Origin of the sequence: Streptomyces venezuelae, from assembly GCF_008642275.1 — a bacterium.
Classification (GTDB): domain Bacteria; phylum Actinomycetota; class Actinomycetes; order Streptomycetales; family Streptomycetaceae; genus Streptomyces; species Streptomyces venezuelae_E.
This window is the reverse complement of record NZ_CP029189.1, coordinates 1493444-1514487: the sequence shown is the minus strand read 5'-3', so window position 1 is coordinate 1514487 and position 21044 is coordinate 1493444. Positions and strand designations below refer to the sequence as shown.

General features: G+C 73.2%; 22 protein-coding genes. 14 read left to right on the top strand and 8 right to left on the bottom strand.

The genetic code is table 11. From position 1 onward, the window contains the following. Window positions 1-95: 95 nt before the first annotated feature. Window positions 96-1214 carry a TDT family transporter gene (locus DEJ51_RS06210; protein WP_150256678.1) on the bottom strand — a complete coding sequence of 373 codons (1119 nt, stop codon included), beginning with the start codon at window positions 1212-1214 and terminating at the stop codon, window positions 96-98. Between the two features lie 70 nt (window positions 1215-1284). Between DEJ51_RS06210 and DEJ51_RS06205 the strand changes: the two genes are divergently transcribed. Further along, a complete protein-coding gene (locus tag DEJ51_RS06205) occupies window positions 1285-2208 on the top strand; it encodes a LysR substrate-binding domain-containing protein (protein ID WP_150256677.1) in 924 nt (307 codons plus the stop codon). Here the strand turns inward: DEJ51_RS06205 and DEJ51_RS06200 are convergent. Then, window positions 2205-3008, bottom strand: a complete 804-nt coding sequence (locus DEJ51_RS06200; protein ID WP_150256676.1) for a thioesterase family protein — start codon at window positions 3006-3008, stop codon at window positions 2205-2207. The two genes, DEJ51_RS06205 and DEJ51_RS06200, sit on opposite strands and share 4 nt — an antisense overlap. 238 nt (window positions 3009-3246) lie before the next feature. Between DEJ51_RS06200 and DEJ51_RS06195 the strand changes: the two genes are divergently transcribed. Further along, entirely contained in the window at window positions 3247-3597 is a 351-nt protein-coding gene (locus DEJ51_RS06195) for a hypothetical protein (RefSeq protein ID WP_150256675.1), read from the top strand. Window positions 3598-3633: 36 nt separating this feature from the next. On the opposite strand, the gene DEJ51_RS06190 is transcribed toward DEJ51_RS06195, so the two are convergent. The 4 genes from DEJ51_RS06190 to DEJ51_RS06175 form a co-directional block, all read right to left on the bottom strand. Next, on the bottom strand, window positions 3634-4446 hold the full coding sequence (locus DEJ51_RS06190) for a hypothetical protein (protein ID WP_150256674.1): 813 nt from the start codon (window positions 4444-4446) through the stop codon (window positions 3634-3636). Between the two features lie 118 nt (window positions 4447-4564). After that, window positions 4565-5272 carry a gamma-glutamyl-gamma-aminobutyrate hydrolase family protein gene (locus DEJ51_RS06185; RefSeq protein ID WP_150256673.1) on the bottom strand — a complete coding sequence of 236 codons (708 nt, stop codon included), beginning with the start codon at window positions 5270-5272 and terminating at the stop codon, window positions 4565-4567. Window positions 5273-5315: 43 nt separating this feature from the next. Next, the gene (gene eat, locus DEJ51_RS06180) at window positions 5316-6794 is read right to left on the bottom strand and encodes an ethanolamine permease (protein ID WP_223835685.1); all 1479 of its coding nucleotides are present in this window, start codon (window positions 6792-6794) and stop codon (window positions 5316-5318) included. A 121-nt stretch (window positions 6795-6915) separates the two neighbouring features. Further along, entirely contained in the window at window positions 6916-7662 is a 747-nt protein-coding gene (locus DEJ51_RS06175; protein WP_150256672.1) for a FadR/GntR family transcriptional regulator, read from the bottom strand. Between the two features lie 77 nt (window positions 7663-7739). On the opposite strand from DEJ51_RS06175, the gene DEJ51_RS06170 reads away from it, so the two are divergent. From DEJ51_RS06170 to DEJ51_RS06155, 4 genes are all read left to right on the top strand, one after another. Then, complete coding sequence (locus tag DEJ51_RS06170; protein ID WP_150256671.1) at window positions 7740-9104, top strand: glutamine synthetase family protein; 1365 nt, start codon at window positions 7740-7742, stop codon at window positions 9102-9104. Window positions 9105-9174: 70 nt separating this feature from the next. Then, the gene (locus DEJ51_RS06165; RefSeq protein WP_263411696.1) at window positions 9175-10521 is read left to right on the top strand and encodes an aldehyde dehydrogenase family protein; all 1347 of its coding nucleotides are present in this window, start codon (window positions 9175-9177) and stop codon (window positions 10519-10521) included. A 5-nt stretch (window positions 10522-10526) separates the two neighbouring features. Next, on the top strand, window positions 10527-11312 hold the full coding sequence (locus DEJ51_RS06160; RefSeq protein WP_150256669.1) for a 3-oxoacyl-ACP reductase: 786 nt from the start codon (window positions 10527-10529) through the stop codon (window positions 11310-11312). A 174-nt stretch (window positions 11313-11486) separates the two neighbouring features. Next, window positions 11487-12131 (top strand): GNAT family N-acetyltransferase, encoded by a 645-nt coding sequence (locus DEJ51_RS06155; RefSeq protein ID WP_150256668.1) that lies wholly within the window; start codon window positions 11487-11489, stop codon window positions 12129-12131. On the opposite strand, the gene DEJ51_RS06150 is transcribed toward DEJ51_RS06155, so the two are convergent. Next, window positions 12128-13330, bottom strand: a complete 1203-nt coding sequence (locus DEJ51_RS06150) for an amino acid deaminase/aldolase (RefSeq protein WP_150256667.1) — start codon at window positions 13328-13330, stop codon at window positions 12128-12130. The genes DEJ51_RS06155 and DEJ51_RS06150 overlap by 4 nt on opposite strands. Before the next feature lie 249 nt (window positions 13331-13579). Between DEJ51_RS06150 and DEJ51_RS06145 the strand changes: the two genes are divergently transcribed. From DEJ51_RS06145 to DEJ51_RS06135, 3 genes are read left to right on the top strand one after another with little or no spacing between them, the layout of a single operon-like run. Continuing rightward, the gene (locus tag DEJ51_RS06145; RefSeq protein WP_223835684.1) at window positions 13580-14371 is read left to right on the top strand and encodes a hypothetical protein; all 792 of its coding nucleotides are present in this window, start codon (window positions 13580-13582) and stop codon (window positions 14369-14371) included. Beyond that, the gene (gene mycP / locus DEJ51_RS06140) at window positions 14368-15573 is read left to right on the top strand and encodes a type VII secretion-associated serine protease mycosin (RefSeq protein ID WP_150256666.1); all 1206 of its coding nucleotides are present in this window, start codon (window positions 14368-14370) and stop codon (window positions 15571-15573) included. Before DEJ51_RS06145 ends, mycP begins: the two co-directional genes overlap by 4 nt. A 12-nt stretch (window positions 15574-15585) precedes the next feature. After that, window positions 15586-16326, top strand: a complete 741-nt coding sequence (locus tag DEJ51_RS06135; protein WP_150256665.1) for an SseB family protein — start codon at window positions 15586-15588, stop codon at window positions 16324-16326. A 99-nt stretch (window positions 16327-16425) separates the two neighbouring features. Here the strand turns inward: DEJ51_RS06135 and DEJ51_RS06130 are convergent, their stop codons facing one another. Further along, window positions 16426-16803, bottom strand: coding sequence for a DUF1844 domain-containing protein (locus tag DEJ51_RS06130; protein WP_030723460.1), 378 nt, complete (start codon window positions 16801-16803; stop codon window positions 16426-16428). Window positions 16804-17128: 325 nt separating this feature from the next. On the opposite strand from DEJ51_RS06130, the gene infC reads away from it, so the two are divergent. The 5 genes from infC (at window position 17129) to DEJ51_RS06100 (ending at window position 21012) form a co-directional block, all read left to right on the top strand. After that, window positions 17129-17863 carry a translation initiation factor IF-3 gene (infC, locus tag DEJ51_RS06120; RefSeq protein WP_150256664.1) on the top strand — a complete coding sequence of 245 codons (735 nt, stop codon included), beginning with the start codon at window positions 17129-17131 and terminating at the stop codon, window positions 17861-17863. 105 nt (window positions 17864-17968) lie between these two features. After that, the gene (gene rpmI, locus DEJ51_RS06115) at window positions 17969-18163 is read left to right on the top strand and encodes a 50S ribosomal protein L35 (RefSeq protein ID WP_030012385.1); all 195 of its coding nucleotides are present in this window, start codon (window positions 17969-17971) and stop codon (window positions 18161-18163) included. Window positions 18164-18268: 105 nt separating this feature from the next. Then, a complete protein-coding gene (gene rplT / locus DEJ51_RS06110; protein WP_007263143.1) occupies window positions 18269-18655 on the top strand; it encodes a 50S ribosomal protein L20 in 387 nt (128 codons plus the stop codon). A gap of 195 nt (window positions 18656-18850) precedes the next feature. Next, window positions 18851-19711, top strand: coding sequence for a TrmH family RNA methyltransferase (locus DEJ51_RS06105; RefSeq protein WP_150256663.1), 861 nt, complete (start codon window positions 18851-18853; stop codon window positions 19709-19711). A 56-nt stretch (window positions 19712-19767) separates the two neighbouring features. After that, complete coding sequence (locus tag DEJ51_RS06100; protein WP_150256662.1) at window positions 19768-21012, top strand: ATP-binding protein; 1245 nt, start codon at window positions 19768-19770, stop codon at window positions 21010-21012. Window positions 21013-21044: the final 32 nt, after the last annotated feature.

The window sequence follows — 21044 nt, the reverse complement described above, 5'->3', positions numbered from 1 at the left end:
AGCCGAGGAGACACCCCTCCCCGGCCCCGCGGACCGGCCCGCACCGGGCCAGGATCCCGGCCCGGCAGGCCGACTCGGACCCGCCCCGCGGCGGGTTAGCGGGGCAGGAGTCGGCCCGAGAGCAGGCCTCGGAGGGTGTGGGCCGCGGCCAGGAGCCAGGCGGTCAGCAGGCCGGCGAAGAGGGCGGTGGCGAGCCAGGCGTAGGCGGTCAGGCCGGTGTGGTGGGCCAGGCCGGTGGCGCCGGTGACGCAGGTGCCGAGGGGGAAGGTCAGGGCCCACCAGGTCATCGCGAATCCCATTCCGTTCCGGGCGGCCCGGACCAGCATGGCCGTGGCCAGGGCCAGCCACAGCAGGGCGAAGCCCATCACGGGGACCCCGTAGACGACGGCGAAGGCACCCAGCGCGCCCGCGTAGCTGCCGTCGATCGCCCCGGGGGCGACGTCGGCGAGCTGGTTGACGGCGGTGGTGGACTGGCCGAGGGGGCCGAGGACCAGGAACAGCGTCGGGGTCAGGGCCAGGGGGAGGGGGCCGCCCACGACCAGCCGGCCGAAGATCAGGGGGAGCATCAGCAGGGTGGCGAGCAGGCTGATCCCGAACATGGCGTAGCAGGCGAGCAGCAGGGTCTCGCGGGGCTGGCCGGCGGGCAGGTGGGGTATCAGCAGCGGGCCGAGCGCGGCGGACACCATCGGGGCGACCAGGGGGAGCAGCCAGACGGGCGTGGCCTGCCCGGGCTCGACCTTGTGCCGTACGACCATCAGATAGGGCACGGCCACGGCCATGACCAGGCCGATCGCGGTGCCGGCGGTGAAGAGCACGGCGTCCACGGCGACGGCGGGGCCGGTGCCGATCAGGTCCTTGCCGACGGTGAGGGTGCCGCCGCCGACGGCCAGCAGTGCCATCGCGAGGCAGCCGTAGAAGGGGGCGACGGCGGGGTCGAGGAGATGGGCGCGGGCCTGGTCGCGGTGGTGGAGCCAGTGCCCGGCGCGGGCCGCGAGCAGCACGGCGAGGAGGACGGCGGACAGCGCCCAGACGAGCTGGCAGGCCACGCGCTGGCCGGGGAGCTGGTACGGGAGGGTCGCGCCGGCGCCGGCGAGGATCGCCGTGCCCATGACGCAGGCGTACCAGTTGGGGCCGAGGTGCCGCAGGGCGGGGGCCTTGTGGGTCCGGACCGCGGGAGTGGTGAGCGTGCGGGGTCGCACGAGGGTGGTGGCCATGGATCCAGCCTCGGGCCTGCGCGGACGGGGCGGCAGAGACCATCTCCCTATGAGGCCATAAACTGATGTTATGGGTAATGAGGAGTGGGTTCCGCTGGCGCACCGGGTACCGGACCTGGGCGCGCTGGAACTGCTGCTCGCGGTCGCACGGGTCGGCAGTCTGAGCGGCGCGGCCCGGCGGCTCGGCATCACCCAGCCCGCCGCCAGCAGCCGGATCCGGGCGATGGAGACCCGGCTCGGCGTGGCCCTGGTGGACCGCTCGCCGCGCGGGTCGACGCTGACGGCCGAGGGCGCGCTCGTCACGGACTGGGCCCGGCGGGTGGTGGAGGCTGCGGAGGCCTTCGATGCGGGGGCGCAGGCGCTGCGCGGGCGCCGGGACTCGCGTCTGCGGGTGGCCGCGAGCATGACCATCGCGGAGTACCTGCTGCCGGGCTGGCTGATCGCCCTGCGCGGGCAGCGCCCGGACACGGCGGTGTCCCTGCACGCCGGCAACTCGGCGGTGGTCGCCAGGCGGGTCCTCGCGCACGAGGCCGACCTCGGCTTCGTGGAGGGGCTGACCGTTCCCGAGGGGCTGGATTCGGCGGTGATCGCGCAGGACCGGCTGGTGGTGGCGGTGGCCCCGGGCCACCCGTGGGCGCGCCGGGCCCGGGGCGTGACGGCGGCGGAGCTGGCCGCGACCCCGCTGATCCTGCGCGAGCGGGGGTCCGGTACGCGACAGGTCCTGGACGCCGCACTGGCCGCGGCCGGCGGGCTGGCCGCGCCGCTGCTGGAACTGGCGTCGACCACGGCGGTGAAGGCGGCGGCGCTGGGCGGCGCCGGGCCGTGCGTCCTGTCGGAGCTGGCGGTCGGGGACGAACTGGGAGCGCGGCGGCTCGTGGAGGTCCCGGTGACGGGTGCGCCGCTCGACCGCGCCCTGCGGGCGGTCTGGCCGACGGGATCCCGCCCGGCGGGCCCGGCCCGTGACCTGCTGTCCCTGACCAGGGGAACGGCTTAGTCCGCCCGGAGCGGGCGGACCGTGAGGATCTGTTCTGCGTGGCCGACGGGGCCGTCGACGTCGTGCAGGACGCTGCTGGTGAGCCCCTGCCCCGACGGGCCGAAGCTGACGGTGGTGTCGAGGCCGGTCCACGGGCCGCGGGGCTGGCGGTGCAGGTGGATCGTCAGGTCGAGGTTCGGGAACATCCACGCCGTGGGGTCCTGCTGGACCGCGATGCCGTTCGCGGTGTCGACGAGGGCGACGTACGAGGCGAGGGCGCTGCTGGGCTCGCCCGAGACCAGGGCCAGGGGCGAGGACACCCAGGCCGCCGTGCGGCCGCGACGCGCCGGGGGCGTGCGGCGCACCTCGACGGAGGAGACGTAGCCGCCGTCCCACGCGTCCTCCATCGCCCAGACGTCGAGTTCGCCGGGGGCGGGGAGGCGCTCGTGCGGGCTGTCGGCGACGGAAGAGGAGTCCAGGGTGGCCAGCAGCCAGGCGCGGGCGCGGACCACCGGACGGCCGCCGATGACCACGGTCGCTTCGAGGAGTTCGATGGTCCGGCCCGGGCGGAGGGTCTCGACGGTGATCTCGCACTCGTCGAGGGCGATGCGGCCGAGGATGTCGTAGCTGATCCGGGCGAGCGCCGGCCGCTCGGGGCGGTCCGCCAGGTGGGCGTCGACGGCGTGCACCACGAGGCCGGCGAGCGGGCTGAAGTGCTGCTCGTCGGTGTTCCAGGCACCGCCCGCGTGGGCCGTGGGCTTGTAGCGGTGCTCGCCCGTCCGTTCGTAGTAGCTCTCGCGTGCGGCGGCGCCGGTGGTCACGGGATCGGCCTCCTCGTACGGGCGGGAAGGTGCGGACGGAAGTAGCTGTAGCGATCACGCATCGTAGGAGGCGCCGCGGTGTCCGTCACTGTGATCTGCCGAACACCCGGCGCATGGGTGCGCGTCCGTTCGAGCGAGGGCGGATCGATTCGGCACGGGGCGGACCGTGCTCCGGGGCCGCCCCGCCGGAAAGGTGGCTCCTGCACGTGTCACGCCCCCCACACGAGGAGACCCCCTGATGCGTCTTCGCCATGCCGCCGTCGCCGCTTTCGGCGCCTTCACCCTCCTGCTCACCGTCCCGGCCTCGGCCTCGGCCGCCACCGGCGAGTTCCAGTACACCGTCAGCGGTCTCGACGGCCGCCCGATGCGCGTGGTGCTCGAAGACCCGGTGGGCGAGGAGTGCATCACCCTGCCGGAGGTCGCCGACCCCGGTGCCAGCTCCCCGGCGCACTCGCCGCGCAACCGGACCGACGCGACGGCGACGGTGTTCACCGAGCCCGGCTGCGAGGGCGACCACTTCACCCTGCGGCCCCGCACCGGCTACGGCTCGGAGCGGCTGACGCTGCGTTCGGTCGTGTTCAGCCACTGACGGACGGGACGTCCGCCGGATCCCGGGAGTCCGCCGTCAGGTGGGCTCCTGGGTCGCCCGTGACTGGAGGGACTTCGTCAGGAGCGAGCCCACCACGATCAGGGCGACACCCAGCCACCACATGTTCTCGAAGATCAGCACGATGATGCCGATCGGTACGAGCAGACCCGCCAGCGGCACCAGGAAGCCGGCCCACGGTGTGGGCTCGGGGGGCAGGCCGGCGGCCTCGCGGACTCCTCGGGCGCGGGCGACGTCCGGGTACCAGACGGTGAACTTCACCGCGGCGACGATCGCCAGGATCTGGATGACCCAGCCGGTCCAGATGTTGTTCGGGTTGTGCAGGACCAGATCCCCGTAGGCTCCCGCGGCGGCCGCCACGAGGAAGGCGATGCCCCAGGCTCCCGTGATCATGTAGTTGGTCCGCAGGAAGCCGCGGGTGTGCCAGAGCGACGGATCGACCTGCTCGCGGGCGTACTGGAGGGTGAACGGCGTACCGACCGCCATCGACCCGAAGGCGATCACCGCCAGCGCGATGTTGGCGACTTCGCCCGCGTACGTCTCCAGCCAGTTCAGGGTCCCCTCGCTCGCCAGGGCCCCGATCACGGCCATGGTGGCGAAGAAGACGATGTCGGCCAGTTCCAGCAGCTTCCAGGAAGTGCCGCGGTTGACCAGGTGGCTCATCAGGGTCAGGCCGACCGACACGGCCAGGGCCAGTCCGACCGCGAGCTCGAACCGTCCCGGGCCGACCAGCAGCGAGAAGATGATCCAGGGCGCCATGCCCACGACCGGGTTCTCCAGGAACCCGGCCACCGGCCCGGTCGCCTTGCCGTGCGCCTGTGTGCTCACCATTCCAGCCTGCACGTCCCGGGGCCGCAGGGCCATTCGTGCGGGGACGCGGGGTGCGGGAGGGGCCGGCCGCGGGCCCGGCGCCGGGGAAGGGGGCCGGAGTCCCGCGGCCGACGGCCGGTCAGCCCACCGGTACCGCGGTGCGGACGGAGGCCGCCCCGACGAGGGCGGACATCACCCGCGTGTCCTTGTCCCGCTCCGGGTGCCACTGGACGCCCAGCACCCACCGCTCCGGGTCGGGCAGTTCGATCGCCTCGACCGTGCCGTCGACCGCGTGGGCCGAGACGACCAGGTCGCGGCCCAGCCGGTCGACGGCCTGGTGGTGGTAGGTCGGGACCTGGGCCTCCTCCGGGACCAGGTCCGCGTAGCGGGTGCCCGGGACCGGGCGGACCGGGTGCCACGACATGACGCCCGGGGTCTCGACGTGGCCGTCGAGGTGCTGGATCAGCGTGCCGCCCAGGGCCACGTTGAGGGCCTGCATGCCCCGGCAGATGCCGAGCAGGGGCAGGTCCGCGTCGAGCGCGGCGGCGATCAGGGCCAGCTCCCAGTGGTCGCGGACCGTGGCGGGGGCGCCCGTACGGGAGTCGCGGACGGCCCCGTAGTGCACCGGGTCCAGGTCCGGGCCGCCCGCGACGACCAGGCCGTCCACCCGGCTCAGCACCTCCGCCGCCCTCCCCGGTTCGTCCGGCGGGAGCAGCACGGCCGCGCCGCCCGCCGCCTGGACGAGTTCGTGGTACCCGGTCGGTACGAGGGATGCCGGGAGGTCCCACACGCCGTAGCGGGTGGAATCCTCGACGTAGGTGGTGATGCCGATGAGCGGCCTGGGCACGTTCTGACCTCCGACGGGGGTGGAGCAGGGCAGGTACAGGGTTTCAGTCGCGGGTCAGTTCCGCCTCGGCTTCCGCGAGAGCCGCGAACTCCTCCTCGGGGGCCGAGGCCACCAGGTGGTGCCGGCTGTAGAAGGCGAAGTAGGCGAGGGCGACGGCGTACACGGCCAGGGCGATGAACGCGGCGTCCTTGTCCACCAGGAAGGTGGCGACCAGGGCCGACAGCGCGAGCACGAAGGCCACCGAGGAGGTCAGGATCCCGCCGGGGGTGCGGTACGGGCGCTCCAGGTCCGGCTCCCGGCGGCGCAGCACGATGTGGGACAGCGCCATCAGGGCGTAGGAGATGGTGGCGCCGAACACCGCGATGTTGAGCATGCGGGCGCCGTTGCCGGTGGCCGCGGCGAGGGCGAAGCCGATCGCGCCGGGGATGATCAGGCCCAGGTACGGGGCCTTGCGCTTCGAGGTGAGCGAGAGGAAGCGGGGCAGGTAGCCGGCCCGCGAGAGGGCGAAGAGCTGGCGCGAGCCCGCGTAGATGAGGGAGAAGAAGGAGGCCACCAGGCCGGCCAGCCCCGCGTAGTTCACGAACCGGCTGAGCGCGGTCGGGCCGCCGTCCCCTTCCAGGGCCACGACCAGCGGGTTGCCGGCGGCCTTGACCGCGTCGGCGCCCTGGGCACCGGTCGCGGCGAAGAAGGTGATCAGGGCGAGCAGGGCGAGGATGCCCATGGAGATGGAGAGGGCCTTCGGCATCGAGCGGACCGGGTCCTTGGCCTCTTCGGCCGCCAGCGGTACGCCTTCCACGCCGAGGAAGAACCACATGCCGAAGGGGAACGCGGCCCAGATGCCCAGCACGCCCAGCGGCAGCCAGGAGTTCGAGCCGAGGGCGTCCGCGTCGACGGGGATGTTGTTCAGGCCGGAGGCGTCGAACTCGGTGAAGGCCCCCACCGCGAAGATCAGCAGCGCCGCGACGGCGATCGCGGTCACGACGAGGCTGAAGCGCAGCGCCTCGCCGACGCCCCAGAGGTGGACCCCGATGAAGATGACGAAACAGCCGAGGTAGACGGGCCAGCTGGAGGTGAGTCCGAAGAGGCCGAGGGACTCGACGTAGTCGCCGATGAAGATGACGATCGCGGCCGGGGCCAGGATGTACTCGATGAGGATGGCGGTGCCCGTGAGGAAGCCGCCCCACGGGCCGAGCGCGCGGCGGGCGAAGCCGTAGCCGCCGCCCGCGGTCGGCAGGATGGTGGACAGCTCCGCGAGCGAGAAGACCAGGCAGGCGTACATCGCGCCCATGAGGACGGTGGCGATGGCGAGGCCGCCGAAGCCGCCCTTGTCGAGACCGACGTTCCAGCCGGAGAAGTCCCCGGAGACGACGTAGGCGACGCCGAGGCCGGTGAGGAGCAGCCAGCCGGCGCTGCCGCGGCGCAGCGTGCGGCGCGCGAGGTATTCGTCGGGGCCGTCCCCGCCGTCGGGGGACGTGGTGGGTGCGGGTACGGCGGCGAGCCGTGCCTCGATGTCGTCGGCCATCGTGCGCTCCTGCCTCAGGGCAATGGTTGTGGGGCGTACCTTTGCCTTAGAGCAGGGGAGTGCGCAAGACCTCTGCGTTAAACAGAAGTTACGAAACCCTCTCGGCGGCCCCCGGTGCCGCTCAGGCCAGAAAGCCCCGCAGCAGTGCCGCCGTGCCGCAGCAGTGCTCGCGCATCGTCTCCCGGGCCCCGGCCGCGTCGCCCTCCAGCACCGCCTCCACCAGCGTGCTGTGCTGCTGCTGGGAGTGCTCCAGGTTGCGCACGAGCAGCGGGATGCAGTCCAGCAGGTCGTTCACGGTGGCCCGGACGGCCGCGTACTGGGCCGTCAGGGTGGCGGACCCGGCCAGCTCGCACAGGGTGAGGTGGAAGAGCGTGTCCTGGCGCCGGTACGCGGAGAGCGGGGCGTCGTGCGTGGCGGCCAGGGCGCCGAGCAGGCGTTCGGTGCCCTCCTCGGTCAGCCCCTGGGAGGCGCACAGTCCGGCGGCCCCCACCTCCAGGACCTCGCGGAACCGCAGGACGTCCTCGATGTCCACCCCCGCGACGCGCCGCCGCAGCTCCTCCTCGGCACCGCCGGCCGGGGTGTCGGGCCGCGGCAGCACGAACGTTCCGCCGTACCGCCCGCGCCGGGCCTCCACGAGCCCCTGGTCCTGGAGCACCTTCAGCACCTCGCGCAGGGTCACCCGGCTGATCCCCATGCGCTCCGCCAGCTCGCGCTCCGGTGGCAGCCGCTCGCCGCCCGGCACCAGACCCAGCCGGACCACCTGCAGGATCTGCTCCAGCGCCTCCTCGAAACCGTTGCCCGCCCGTACCTGCCGCAGCACGGGATTCAGGCGCGCGATCGCGTCGCCCTCGCTCGCGGTGTCGGTCATCTCGGCTCCTCCCCTTCCCAAGCAATGGTTCTATTCAATACCTTAGGCCTCCTCGGCTCACCGAAGGAGAGATTCCAGTGGTAGACCGCATGCCGCCGCTCGCGCCCGAGGAGCTCCGCTCCCTCGTCGCCAGTGGTGAGATCGACACAGTCGTCCTGGCCTTCCCCGACATGCAGGGGCGGCTCCAGGGCAAGCGGTTCGCCGCACAGTTCTTCCTCGACGAGGTCCTTGAGCACGGTACCGAGGGCTGCAACTACCTCCTCGCCGTCGACACCGACATGAACACCGTCGACGGGTACGAGATGTCCTCGTGGGACCGGGGCTACGGCGACTTCGCCATGCACCCCGACCTCGCCACCCTGCGCCGCATCCCGTGGAACCCCGGCAGCGCCTTCCTGCTCGCGGACCTCGCCTGGAGCGACGGCTCGCCCGTCGTCGCCGCGCCCCGGCAGATCCTGCGCCGCCAGCTGGAACGCCTCGCCGAGGCCGGCTACACGGCGATGGTGGGCACCGAGCTGGAGTTCATGGTCTTCCAGGACACCTACGAGCAGGCCTGGAACTCCGGCTACCGCGGCCTGACCCCGGCCAACCAGTACAACATCGACTACTCCGTCCTCGGGACCGGCCGCATCGAACCCCTGCTGCGCCGGATCCGCAACGAGATGCAGGCCGCGGGCCTGGTCGTCGAGTCGGCCAAGGGGGAGTGCAACCTCGGCCAGCACGAGATCGCCTTCCGCTACGACGAGGCGCTCACCACCTGCGACCAGCACTCCGTCTACAAGACCGGAGCCAAGGAGATCGCCTCCCAGGAAGGTGTCTCGCTCACCTTCATGGCCAAGTTCGACGAGCGCGAGGGCAACTCCTGTCACATCCACCTCTCGCTGGCCGACACCGACGGACGCAACGCGATGGCAGGGGACGGTCCGGGCGGAATGTCACCGGTGATGCGGCACTTCCTGGCCGGCCAGCTGGCCGCGCTGCGCGACTTCTCCCTTCTCTACGCCCCGAACATCAACTCGTACAAGCGTTTCCGGCCGGGATCCTTCGCGCCGACCGCCGTCGCCTGGGGCGTGGACAACCGGACCTGCGCGCTCCGGGTCGTCGGCCACGGCCGCTCCATGCGCTTCGAGAACCGCCTCCCCGGCGGCGACGTCAATCCGTACCTCGCCGTCGCCGGCCTGGTCGCCGCCGGGCTCTACGGCATCGAGCACCGCCTGGAGCTCCCCGAGGCCTGCGGCGGCAACGCCTACACCGCCGATTTCGCACATGTCCCCACCACCCTGCGCGAGGCCGCCGAGCTCTGGGAGAACAGCGAGATCGCCAAGGCCGCCTTCGGTCCCGAAGTGGTCGCGCACTACCGGAACATGGCCCGCGTGGAACTCGACGCCTACGACTCCGCGGTGACCGACTGGGAGCTGCGCCGCTCCTTCGAACGCCTGTAGCCACCGCACACCACCGAACGAAACTGTGAGGCACCACGTGTCCGACGCGCCGGCCCCCTTCGAACTAAGAGTGCTGAATCCGGCCACCGAGGAAACCGTCGCCATCGTCCCGGCCGCCACACGGGACGACGTCGACGCCGCCGTCGCACGGGCCACCGCGGCCCAGCGCGCCTGGGCGGCAGCCGCCCCCGCGGACCGGGCCCGGCTGCTGCGCCGCTTCGCCGCGGTCGTCGACGGCCACATCGAGGAACTGGCCCGGCTGGAGGTCCTCGAAGCCGGCCACACCATCGGCAACGCCCGGTGGGAAGCCGGCAACGTACGCGACCTCCTCGACTTCGCCGCCGGGGGAGTGGAACGGCTCTCAGGCCGCCAGATCCCCGTCGCCGGCGGCATCGACGTCACCTTCCTCGAACCCCTCGGTGTGATCGGCGTGATCGCCCCGTGGAACTTCCCCATGCCGATCGCCGCCTGGGGCCTCGCCCCGGCCCTCGCCGCCGGCAACGCCGTCATCCTCAAGCCCGCCGAGACCACCCCGCTGACCGCGCTGCGCCTCGCCGAACTCGCCCTCCAGGCCGGGATCCCCGAACACCTCTTCCAGGTGCTCCCCGGGCACGGGGGCGTCGCCGGCGACGCACTCGTCGAACACCCCGGCGTCGCGAAGATCGTCTTCACCGGGTCCACCCGCGTGGGCAAGCAGATCATGGCCAAGTGCGCCGACCGGGTGAAGCGCGTCACCCTCGAACTCGGCGGCAAGAGCCCCAACATCGTCTTCGCCGACGCCGACCTCGAAGCGGCGGCCGCCGCCGCCCCCATGGCCTTCCTCGACAACACCGGCCAGGACTGCTGCGCCCGCACCCGGATCCTCGTACAGCGTTCCGCCTACGACCGCTTCCTGGAGCTCGTGGCCCCCGGCATCGCGGCCGTGACCGTCGGCGACCCGCTCGACGAGAAGACGCAGATGGGCCCGCTGATCTCACGGACCCAGCTGGACCGCGTACGGTCGTACGTCACCGACGACCTCACCGCGATCCGCGGCACCGCCCCCGAGGGCCCCGGCTTCTGGTACCCGCCCACCCTCGTCACGGACGTCGCCCCCACCGCGCCCGTGGCCGCCGAGGAGGTCTTCGGACCGGTCGCCGTCGTCCTGCCCTTCGAGGACGAGGAGGACGCCGTACGCCTGGCCAACGCGACCGAATACGGCCTCTCCGGTTCCCTCTGGACCCGCGACATCGGGCGGGCGCTGCGCGTCTCGCGCGCCGTCGCCGCCGGCAACCTGTCCGTCAACTCCCACAGCAGCGTCCGCTACTGGACCCCCTTCGGCGGTTACAAGCAGTCCGGACTCGGCCGCGAGCTCGGACCCGACGCCCTCACCGCTTTCACCGAGACCAAGAACGTCTTCATCAGCACGGAGGCCTGAAGCACATGTCCAACGAAGAGATCGTCTGCCGCCGCCTGGTCGGCCGTACCGCCGTCATCACCGGAGCCGGCAGCGGCATCGGCCTCGCCACCGCCCGCCGCCTGGCCTCCGAGGGTGCCAACGTCGTCTGCGGCGACATCGACGAGACCGCCGGCAAGGCCGCGGCCGAAGAGGTGGGCGGCACCTACGTCAAGGTCGACGTCACCAGCCCCGAGGAGGTCGAGGCGCTCTTCAAGACGGCCTTCGACACCTACGGCTCCGTGGACATCGCCTTCAACAACGCGGGCATCTCGCCCCCGGACGACGACTCCATCCTGACCACCGGCCTGGAGGCCTGGAAGCGCGTCCAGGACGTCAACCTCACCTCCGTCTACCTGTGCTGCAAGGCGGCCCTGCCCTACATGCAGCGCCAGGGCCGCGGGTCCATCATCAACACCGCCTCCTTCGTCGCCATCATGGGCGCCGCCACCTCCCAGATCTCCTACACCGCCTCCAAGGGCGGGGTCCTCGCCATGTCCCGCGAGCTCGGCGTGCAGTTCGCCCGCGAGGGCATCCGCGTCAACGCCCTGTGCCCGGGGCCCGTGAACACCCCGCTGCTGCAGGAGCTGTTCGCCAAGGACCCCGAGCGCGCCGCCCGCCGCCTCGTCCACATCCCGCTGGGCCGCTTCGCCGAACCCACCGAGATCGCCGCCGCCGTCGCCTTCCTCGCCAGCGACGACTCCTCCTTCATCAACGCCACCGACTTCCTCGTCGACGGCGGCATCTCCGGTGCGTACGTGACCCCGCTGTAGGACCCGCCGGTCCCGCACCGGCACCGCACCGCACCCAGGCCGGCCGGGCACCGCGAGGTGCCCGGCCGGCCTTGAGGGCCGTCCCGGCCGCCGAAGGAGCAACCGGATCCTGCCCCACCCCGCTTGTGTAACATCCGAACCTGAAAGGCAGTCATTACTCGGAGGGGTGTTCGGATGTGGGAGATCGCGCGCTCGTGGGTCGACGGATGGACCGTCTCGCGGCGGACACCGAAACCGGTGGACGCGCCCTGGGGGCTGAGCATCCAGGTCGGACTGGCGTCCCAGACGGTCCGTCACGTCCTCCTCGACGCCGATGCCGAGACCGCCCGCGGGCTCGTCGCGGCCGTCACCGAACCGGCCACCTGGATCAAGGGCTTCCTGGCACCGGAGGTCATGGAAGCGTGGTTCCCGCCCGAGTGGGAGCCGGTCGATCCCGGCTTCCTGATGGCCGTCGACCTGCGTCCCTCCCCCGTGCGCCCGCCTGACGGGTACACGGTCACCGCCGAGACCGCCGACGGCGTCGTCACCGTGAGCGTCCTGGCCGCCGGCGGGGAACCCGCCGCGCGCGGCCAGATCGGGCTGACGGGCGCCGCCTGCGTCTTCGACCAGATCGTCACCGAGGAGGCGCACCGGCGCCTCGGCCTCGGGACGGTGGTGATGGGCGCCCTGACCGCCGCGGCCACCGAGCACGGGGCGGCCACCGGAATCCTGGGCGCGACCGTCCAGGGCCGGGCGCTCTACGAAACGCTCGACTGGAAGGTCCTCGCCCCGCTGACGGGCTTCGTCCACAAGCCCGCCGCCGGAATCCGGACGGCCTAGAGGAAGGTCCGCCCCTCGCCCCGGTAGGTCGGCACGGCGGCGGTGACCCGGTCGCCCTCGATCAGGTGCAGGGTGTCGAACCGCTCGCACAGCTCGCCCGCCTTCGCGTGCCGGAACCAGACCCGGTCGCCGATCAGCAGGTCGTCGGCCGGGCTTCCCAGCAGCGGGGTCTGCACCTCGCCCGCGCCCTCCTGCGGGTCGTAGCGGAGCCCCTGGGGCAGGTACGGGACCGGCAGCCGGTCCGGCCCGGCCGCACCGGAGGCCGGATAGCCGCCCCCGAGCACCGTCACCACACCCACCCCGGGCCTGCGCACCACGGGCTGGGCGAAGAGGGCCGCCGGACGGCCGCTGAACGACGTGTAGTTGTCGAACAGCCGGGGCATGTACAGGCCCGAACCCGCCGCAATCTCCGTCACCGCGTCCTCGGCGGCCGTCTGCTGCACGCTGCCGGTACCACCGCCGTTGACGAACTCCAGGTCCGGTACGACGGCCCGTACGGCCCGCACCACCTCCGCCCGCCGCTCCGCCAGCTCCTTGCGGGCCGCGCCCTGCATCAGCCGGATCGTCCGGGACCGCAGCGGGCGACCGGCCAGCGAGTCCCCGACCCCGGCGACATGGCCCTCGTACGCCATCAGCCCCACGACCCGGAAGCCGGGCCGGGCGGTCACCGCCCGGGCCAGCCCGGCCAGCTGCGCGGGCTCGCGCAGCGGGGACCGGCGGGCCCCGATCCGTACCCGGCCGCCGAACAGCCGCAGGGACGTGTCCAGTTCCAGGCAGACCCGGATCTCCTCGGCGCCGCCGTCCCGGGCCGCGTCGATCAGGTCGAGCTGCGCCGGATCGTCCACGACCACCGTGACCGCGCCGGCCAGCTTGGCGTCGTTCGCCAGCTCGCCGAAGCCGGCCCGGTCGGCCGAGGGATAGGCGAGCAGGACGTCCTCGAACCCGGACCGGGCCAGCCAGAGCGACTCGGCGAGGGTGTACGACATGATCCCCGCGAACCCGGGACGGGCGAGGGCCCGTTCCAGCAGCGCGCGGCACCGCACCGACTTGCTCGCGACCCGGACCGGCTTGCCGGCGGCGCGGCGGACGAGATCGTCGGCGTTGGCGTCGAAGGCGTCGAGATCCACGACGGCCAGCGGCGCGTCCAGGTGCGCGGTCGCCCGGTCGTACCGGGCGCGGTCGGTGGCGGCGGAGTTCATGGGCGGCAGCTTGCCAGAGGTCTCTACCGGTGGGTAGGGGTTCCCCGCCCGCCCTTTCCCCGTTTCCCGGGGGCGCCGCGCCCCGGGCGCGGGGGCTCCGCCCCGAGCCCCGCGCCTCGATCGCCGGCGGGGCCGGGGGTGGCCGGACGCGGGCGGGTCCAAGTGGTGCGGTACCGGCAAGCAGCCTGTGGTGCCGACGCCGTAGAGTAAGGGCAGGCAGCCGTACGGAACGGGGGGCGGAGCCGCCGGATGACCACGACGACACCGCGGACCGAGATCCTGGGCGAGCCCGAACCGCCACAGCCCGCGCACCCGGACACGCGCCGCCACCCCGCCCGGATCCTCGCCGCCACCCTCTGCGCCCTCCTCGGCAGCGGCCTCGTCGGCGGGGCCGCCCTCGCCACCTGGGCCGAACACCGCGCCGCGGCCCGCCCCCTCCCCGCCGACGCCGCCTACCGCAAGGCCGGGTCGCTGTGGCGCGCCGCCCCCGTCGACAGCCTGCTCCCGCCCGTCCTCACCGGCCCCTCCGCCGGCCCCGGCGGCTCCGACCGCACCTGGACCCGGATCGCGCTCGCCCCCGACGCCGACTGCCCGGCCGCCCTCGCCGCCGACTGGCAGGCCCTGCTCGCCGCCACCGGCTGCACCCGCGTGCTCCGCGCCACCTACACCGACGCCACCCGCAGTTCACTGATCACCGTCGGCATGGTCTTCACCCCCGCCGGAGCCCCCGCGATGGCCGCCCTCCGGGGCCATGTCCCGGCCCCGCCCGCGTACGGGTTCACCGACGCGCAGCGCGCCGCCTGGGCCAGCTCCGTACTCACCGAGGCACCCGTCGTCGTCTACACCGTCTCCGCCTTCGCCGACGGCCGCGCACCGGGCGCACTCCACCCCGCCGCCGACCTGATGAAGAAGGAGGCCACGGGAGCCGCCGCCCAGGCCGGTCTCGGCCACGAGGCCCAGGCGCTCGCCGACCGGGTCGGCCACGGCCTCGCCTTCCTCGCCGCACCGCCCGCCACGCCCACCCCGGAGCCCACCCGATGATCCGCCGGGCCTCCGGGCGGACGGCCGCCGCCCTGCTCACCGCGACCCTCCTGGTGTCCGCCACCGCGTCCCCCGTCGCCGCCGACAACATCCGCGACCGTCAGTGGGGCCTGCTGGCCCTGCGTGCCGAGGAGGCCTGGGGAACCACCCGGGGCGACGGGGTGACCGTGGCCGTCCTCGACACCGGCGTCGACGAATCCCATCCCGACCTCTCCGGCCAGGTCCTCGCCGGCACCGACCTCATCGGCATGGGGGCCGGCCCCGGCGACCGCGCCTGGGCCCGCCACGGAACCGCCATGGCGAGCATCATCGCCGGGCACGGCCACGGTCCCAACCGCGGCCAGGGCGTCCTCGGCATCGCCCCGCAGGCACGGATCCTCCCCGTCCGGGTGATCCTCGAAGAGGGCGACCCGGGCCGCGCCAAGGCCCGCGACAGCAAGGGCGGGTCGCTGGCCGAGGGCATCCGCTGGGCCGCGGACCACGGCGCCGACGTGATCAACCTGTCCCTCGGTGACGACAGCGACTCCGCCCACCACGAGGCGGGGGAGGACGAGGCCGTCCAGTACGCCCTGGCCAAGGGGGTGGTCGTCGTGGCCTCCGCGGGCAACGGCGGCGAGGCGGGCGACCGCGTCTCCTACCCGGCCGCCTATCCGGGGGTCATCGCCGTCACCGCCGTCGACCGGCGCGGCAAGAAGGCCAAGTTCTCCACCCGCAACTGGTACGCCACCGTCAGCGCCCCCGGCGTCGACGTCGTCATCGCCGACCCCGACCGCTCCTACTACGAGGGCTGGGGCACCAGCGCCGCGGCGGCCTTCGTCTCCGGCGCCGTCGCCCTCGTCCTGGCCGCGCACCCCGACCTGACCCCGGCGCAGGTGAAGAAGCTGCTGGAGACGACCGCCTCCGACTCCCCGGCCGGCGGCCGCGACGACGCCCGCGGTCATGGGCTGGTCGACCCCGTCGCCGCTCTCCGGGCCGCCGAGGAGATACGCCCGGAGGCCGCGGCACCCGTGCCCGCCTTGGCCGGGAGCACCTACTTCGGCCCCGGCCCCGAGGCGCCCCGCCCGCCCGCGCGGGGCGTCCGGCCGGGGGCCCCGGCGGCAGCGGTCGCGGGGGCGGTGCTGCTGGTGCTGGCCGCCGTACTCGCGCGGCGCCCGCGCCGGGGCGCCCGGGGCCGTGGCCAGGACCCGTACCCGGCACAGTAGGGTCGGGTAACTGTGGCGAACAAGAACATTCCCGACCCGGGATTCTCCGACGACGACGGCTCCGCCGATCCCCGGCTGACCGAGGCCCTGGCCGCCTGGTCCGCGGACCGGTCGAAGGAGCCGCAGGTCCTGGCCGCGCTCAGGGGCGCCCGCCTGCTGGTCCCCGTGGTGGCCGTCCTCGGCGAGGTGGAGACCGACCCGGAGACGGGTCTGCGGCGCGAGAAGACCAGCGACATGGCCGTCCCCACCCTGCGGGCGGGCGACCGGCGGGCCCTGCCCGCCTTCACCTCGATCGCCTCGCTCGCGCTCTGGGACCCCGCCGCCCGGCCGGTGGCCGTCCCGCTGCACCAGGCGCTGGCGGCCGCCGCGCACGAGAAGGCCGACACCGTGGTCATCGACCTGGCCGGCCCCGTCACCTACCAGCTGACCGGCTCCGCCCTGCTCGCGCTCGCCGAGGGCCGCACCGACGCGGGGCCGCTGGCCGATCCCGCCGTACGGGAAGCCGTACGGGCCGCCGTGTCCGCGGAGCCGGCCGTCCTGCGCGCCCACCTCGGCCCGGGCGGTGCCGACTCCGACGGCACCCTGGCGATCGTCCTGGCCGGGGGCGCGCAGGCGTCCGCCGCGGCCCGGCGGGTCGCCGAGGCGCTGGCGGCCGACACCACGCTGCGGGCCCGGCTGGTCCGAGGGCTGGACCTGGCGCTGCTGCCCCCGGAGGCCCCGGCCCCGCCCGGCGAGCCGCTGTTCACCCGCTGACCGGGCGGGTTCCCCGCGCGGTCCCCGCACACGACGACGGCCGGCGCACCCCCGTGCGGGGTGCGCCGGCCGTCGTCGTGTGCGGTTCCGGTTCCGGGCTCAGCCGAAGACGGGACCCGTGAACTTCTCGCCCGGACCCTGGCCCGGCTCGTCCGGCACGATCGAGGCCTCGCGGAAGGCCAGCTGGAGCGACTTCAGGCCGTCGCGCAGCGGGGCGGCGTGGAAGGAGCTGATCTCGGTGGCGCTCGCGGTGACCAGGCCGGCCAGGGCCGTGATCAGCTTGCGGGCCTCGTCGAGGTCCTTGTGCTCGGAGTCCGGCTTGTCCAGGCCCAGGTTGACCGCCGCGGCGCTCAGCAGGTGCACGGCCACCGTGGTGATCACCTCGACGGCGGGCACGTCCGCGATGTCGCGGGTCATGGTGTCGTAGTCGGGGGCGCCGTCGGCAGCGGGTTCGGTGGGGGGTGTCGCGTCAGTCATGCGCCCCACGATATGCCGTGCGGCGGGCTTGCGGCGCGGGTGCTAGTATGTACTTCGACCGGCCGGACACTTCTGTGCCCGGCCCACAAGTGGAGGCTCCGTTCTCCCACCTGACTGCCCTCCGGGGCGGCGGGTCACCGGTCAGGCGGCATCCATCGTTCCGTACGGACGATGGAAAGCTGCCCGAGTTTACGCCCCGCGGTTCGCACGCGGCGGTGTTCCGGTTGTTTTGGAGCCCCTGCCTGTGCCCGGCGGGGCTTTTTTGATTCTCCCGCTGCGGTCGGTCTGACGGAAATACACGTCAGCGGCTGTCTGCCAGGCAGCCGTGTGGTGCTACCGAGGAGGATCCATCAGCACCGAGCCCCGCATCAACGACCGGATTCGCGTTCCCGAGGTACGGCTTGTCGGTCCCAGCGGCGAGCAGGTCGGCATCGTGCCGCTTGCCAAGGCGCTTGAGCTCGCGCAGGAGTACGACCTCGACCTGGTCGAGGTCGCGGCGTCCGCACGCCCGCCGGTCTGCAAGCTCATGGACTACGGCAAGTTCAAGTACGAGTCGGCCATGAAGGCCCGTGAGGCGCGCAAGAACCAGGCGCACACGGTCATCAAGGAAATGAAGCTCCGGCCGAAGATCGACCCGCACGACTATGACACCAAGAAGGGTCACGTCGTTCGGTTCCTCAAGCAGGGCGACAAGGTCAAGATCACGATCATGTTCCGTGGTCGCGAGCAGTCCCGGCCGGAACTCGGCTACCGACTGCTGCAGCGTCTCGCTTCGGACGTCGAGGACCTCGGGTTCATCGAGTCGAACCCGAAGCAGGACGGCCGAAACATGATCATGGTCCTCGGTCCGCACAAGAAGAAGACCGAGGCGATGGCCGAAGCCCGCGAGGCGCAGGCCGCCCGCAAGGCGGAGCGCCAGGGTGTCGCCCACACCGAAGACGAGGCTCCTTCCGAGGCTGCCGCCGTCGAGGCCGATGACACCACCGAGGTCGCCTCCGCCGAGGCCACCGAGGCCGCTGCCGAACAGGCTCCGGCCGACGAGGCGAACGCCGAGGCCTGATTCCAGGACACTCCGTCCCGGATCACCCGACACAACATGACGCTCCCGTAAGCCGGTCCCGTACCGGACCGGTGGGAGCGCCACCGACGAGGAGATAACGGCGCCATGCCGAAGAACAAGACGCACAGCGGTACCAAGAAGCGCTTCAAGGTCACCGGCTCCGGCAAGGTGCTCCGTGAGCGCGCCGGCAAGCGCCACCTGCTCGAGCACAAGTCGTCCCGTGTCACCCGCCGCCTCACCGGCAACGCGGAGATGGCCCCCGGCGACGCCGCGAAGATCAAGAAGCTTCTCGGCATCTGACGTCTCCGCTCCCCCTGCCGGGAGCGGACGCACGTCGAGACCGGGACCCCATCGAATTTCGGGCCGTGTGAAGACAACCACGGCCCCGCTACAAGGAGTTAAAAAGTGGCACGCGTCAAGCGGGCAGTAAACGCCCACAAGAAGCGCCGGGCGATCCTCGAGGCGGCCTCCGGCTACCGCGGTCAGCGTTCGCGCCTGTACCGCAAGGCCAAGGAGCAGGTCACCCACTCGCTGGTCTACAACTTCAACGACCGCAAGAAGCGCAAGGGCGACTTCCGTCAGCTGTGGATCCAGCGCATCAACGCCGCTGCCCGCCAGAACGGCATGACGTACAACCGCCTCATCCAGGGTCTGAAGGCCGCCAACATCGAGGTGGACCGCAAGATCCTCGCGGAGCTGGCCGTCAACGACGCCAACGCGTTCGCCGCGCTCGTCGAGGTCGCGCAGAAGGCGCTTCCGGCCGACGTCAACGCCCCCAAGGCCGCTGCCTAAGGGCTAGCCGGCCCAGCTCACCCAGGGCCGGCCCCCACGGACCCGCAGGCATTCGCCTGCGGGTCCGTGTGCTTTCCGCGCCGCGCCGCGCCGGGCCGAGCCGCCCCGAGCGGCCCGCCGCGCTGCCGCCGCCGTCCCGTTCCCGTCCCGCCCGGAACCCCGAGCCCGGAACCCCGAGAGAGAACCGCACACACCATGGGTCACCCCGACGAGCTGATCTCCCCCCGATCCCCGCGGGTGGCCGCCGCCAGACGCCTGGCGCGGCGCAACTTCCGCACCAAGGAGCGCCGCTTCATCGCCGAGGGCCCCCAGGCCGTCCGCGAGGCCGTGGAGCACCGCGGTCCCACGGGCGCGTCGACCCTGATCGAGCTGTTCGCCACCGTCGAGGCCGCCGAGCGCTACTCCGGGATCGTCGAGGCCGCCCTGGACGCGGGCGCCCGCGTGCACTACGCCTCCGACGAGGTCCTCGCCGAGGTCTCGCAGACCGTCACCCCCCAGGGCCTGGTCGGTGTCTGCCACTTCCTGGACTCCCCGTTCGAGGAGGTCCTGCGGGCCCGGCCGAGGCTCGTCGCCGTCCTCGCGCACGTCCGCGACCCCGGCAACGCCGGTACGGTGCTGCGCTGCGCGGACGCCGCGGGCGCCGACGCGGTGGTGCTGACCGACGCCTCCGTGGACCTGTACAACCCGAAGTCGGTACGGGCCTCCGTCGGCTCCCTGTTCCACCTCCCGGTCGCCGTCGGCGTTCCGGTCGAGGAGGCCGTCGAAGGGCTCCGGGCGGCCGGCGTGCGCATCCTGGCGGCCGACGGCGCCGGTGAGGACGACCTCGACGCCGAGCTCGACGCCGGCACCATGGGCGGGCCCTCCGCCTGGGTCTTCGGCAACGAGGCATGGGGTCTCCCGGAGGAGACCAGGGCCCTGGCGGACGCCGTCGTACGGGTCCCGATCCACGGAAAGGCGGAGAGCCTGAACCTGGCGACGGCCGCCGCCGTGTGCCTCTACGCGTCCGCGCGTGCACAGCGGGCGCCCGGAGGGTGCCGCTCTGTGACCCCCAGCTAGTAATGTGGCGGCCCGGGGGGCCCACTGCGCTACTCGGAGATGTGGGGTACGGGGACATGACCGTCGGTACGAACAGCTTGCCGGAGGCCGACACGACGGCCGGTCCGGCGTCGTCGCCGGGCGCCCCCTGCGCCCGTACGGGCGGGCCCGCGGACGACGCCGTGCCCCCCGCACGCGCCTCCGAGGCACTGAGCGGCGTACCGCCGCAGGGCGCGGGCCGCGGGGCGCTCCTGGGCGCCGGTGCCCCGGGTGAGGGGCTCGCCTTCGGGATCGACCCCGACTGCCTGCCCGACGGGCTCGTCGTCGCCGACGCCACCGGGCACGTCATCTGCTTCAACCGGGCCGCGGCCCGGATGACCGCGACCGATCCCGCCCAGGCCCTCGGCAGGCGCATCGAGCGGGCGCTCCCGCTGGAGGACCTCGAAGGCCGCCGCTGGTGGGCGCTGACCGATCCGTACGGGGGCCTCGCCACCCGGCGCGGGCAGCCCGAGCGGAACCTGCTGCTTCCCGGCGGCCGCGAGGTGCTGGTCTCCGCCAGCTACGTGCGCACGCACCCCACCGGCCCGCTGCGCCGCCTCGTGGTCACCCTGCGCGGTACCGAGGCCCGGCGCCGGACCGAGCGCAGCCACGCCGAGCTCATCGCCACCGTCGCCCACGAGCTGCGCTCCCCGCTGACCTCGGTCAAGGGGTTCACGGCCACCCTGCTCGCCAAGTGGGAGCGGTTCACCGACGACCAGAAGCGGCTGATGCTGGAGACCGTCGACGCCGACGCCAACCGCGTCACCCGCCTCATCGCCGAGCTGCTCGACATCTCCCGCATCGACTCCGGCCGTCTGGAGGTGCGCCGCCAGCCGGTGGACATCGCCACCGCCGTCGGCCGCCACGTGCAGGCGCTCACCGCGAACGGGCAGGCCCCCGAACGGTTCCTCGTGAGCGTCAGCCGTCCGCTCCCCGATCTGTGGGCCGACCCGGACAAGATCGACCAGATCCTCGGCAACCTCCTGGAAAATGCGGTGCGCCACGGCGAGGGAACGGTCACCATCGGGGTGTCGCCGCATGAGAAGGGAACCGCCGTCACCGTGACTGACGAAGGCCCCGGGATCCCCGAGGAGTCGATGGGCCGCGTCTTCACCCGCTTCTGGCGGGGGAGCAAGCGCGGCGGCACCGGCCTGGGCCTGTACATCGTCAAGGGCATCGTGGAGGCGCACGGCGGGACCATCACGGTCGGCCGCGGCCCCGGCGGCGGCGCCGAGTTCCGATTTATCCTGCCCGTGAGCGCCCCCGCGTACCTCACGCAGTAGCCCTGCGGAGCGTCTCGGCAGGCGGCCCACGG

Bases quoted from the DNA above. Each gene is read 5' to 3' on its own strand.
- mycP (WP_150256666.1), top strand. From the start codon at position 14,368: ATGATCCGCCGGGCCTCCGGGCGGACGGCCGCCGCCCTGCTCACCGCG.
- DEJ51_RS06160 (WP_150256669.1), top strand. From the start codon at position 10,527: ATGTCCAACGAAGAGATCGTCTGCCGCCGCCTGGTCGGCCGTACCGCC.
- DEJ51_RS06190 (WP_150256674.1), bottom strand. From the start codon at position 4,446: ATGGTGAGCACACAGGCGCACGGCAAGGCGACCGGGCCGGTGGCCGGG.
- DEJ51_RS06155 (WP_150256668.1), top strand. From the start codon at position 11,487: ATGTGGGAGATCGCGCGCTCGTGGGTCGACGGATGGACCGTCTCGCGG.
- DEJ51_RS06195 (WP_150256675.1), top strand. From the start codon at position 3,247: ATGCGTCTTCGCCATGCCGCCGTCGCCGCTTTCGGCGCCTTCACCCTC.
- rpmI (WP_030012385.1), top strand. From the start codon at position 17,969: ATGCCGAAGAACAAGACGCACAGCGGTACCAAGAAGCGCTTCAAGGTC.
- DEJ51_RS06205 (WP_150256677.1), top strand. From the start codon at position 1,285: ATGGGTAATGAGGAGTGGGTTCCGCTGGCGCACCGGGTACCGGACCTG.
- DEJ51_RS06175 (WP_150256672.1), bottom strand. From the start codon at position 7,662: ATGACCGACACCGCGAGCGAGGGCGACGCGATCGCGCGCCTGAATCCC.
- DEJ51_RS06150 (WP_150256667.1), bottom strand. From the start codon at position 13,330: ATGAACTCCGCCGCCACCGACCGCGCCCGGTACGACCGGGCGACCGCG.
- DEJ51_RS06145 (WP_223835684.1), top strand. From the start codon at position 13,580: ATGACCACGACGACACCGCGGACCGAGATCCTGGGCGAGCCCGAACCG.
- DEJ51_RS06210 (WP_150256678.1), bottom strand. From the start codon at position 1,214: ATGGCCACCACCCTCGTGCGACCCCGCACGCTCACCACTCCCGCGGTC.
- eat (WP_223835685.1), bottom strand. From the start codon at position 6,794: ATGGCCGACGACATCGAGGCACGGCTCGCCGCCGTACCCGCACCCACC.
- DEJ51_RS06105 (WP_150256663.1), top strand. From the start codon at position 18,851: ATGGGTCACCCCGACGAGCTGATCTCCCCCCGATCCCCGCGGGTGGCC.
- DEJ51_RS06100 (WP_150256662.1), top strand. From the start codon at position 19,768: ATGACCGTCGGTACGAACAGCTTGCCGGAGGCCGACACGACGGCCGGT.
- DEJ51_RS06130 (WP_030723460.1), bottom strand. From the start codon at position 16,803: ATGACTGACGCGACACCCCCCACCGAACCCGCTGCCGACGGCGCCCCC.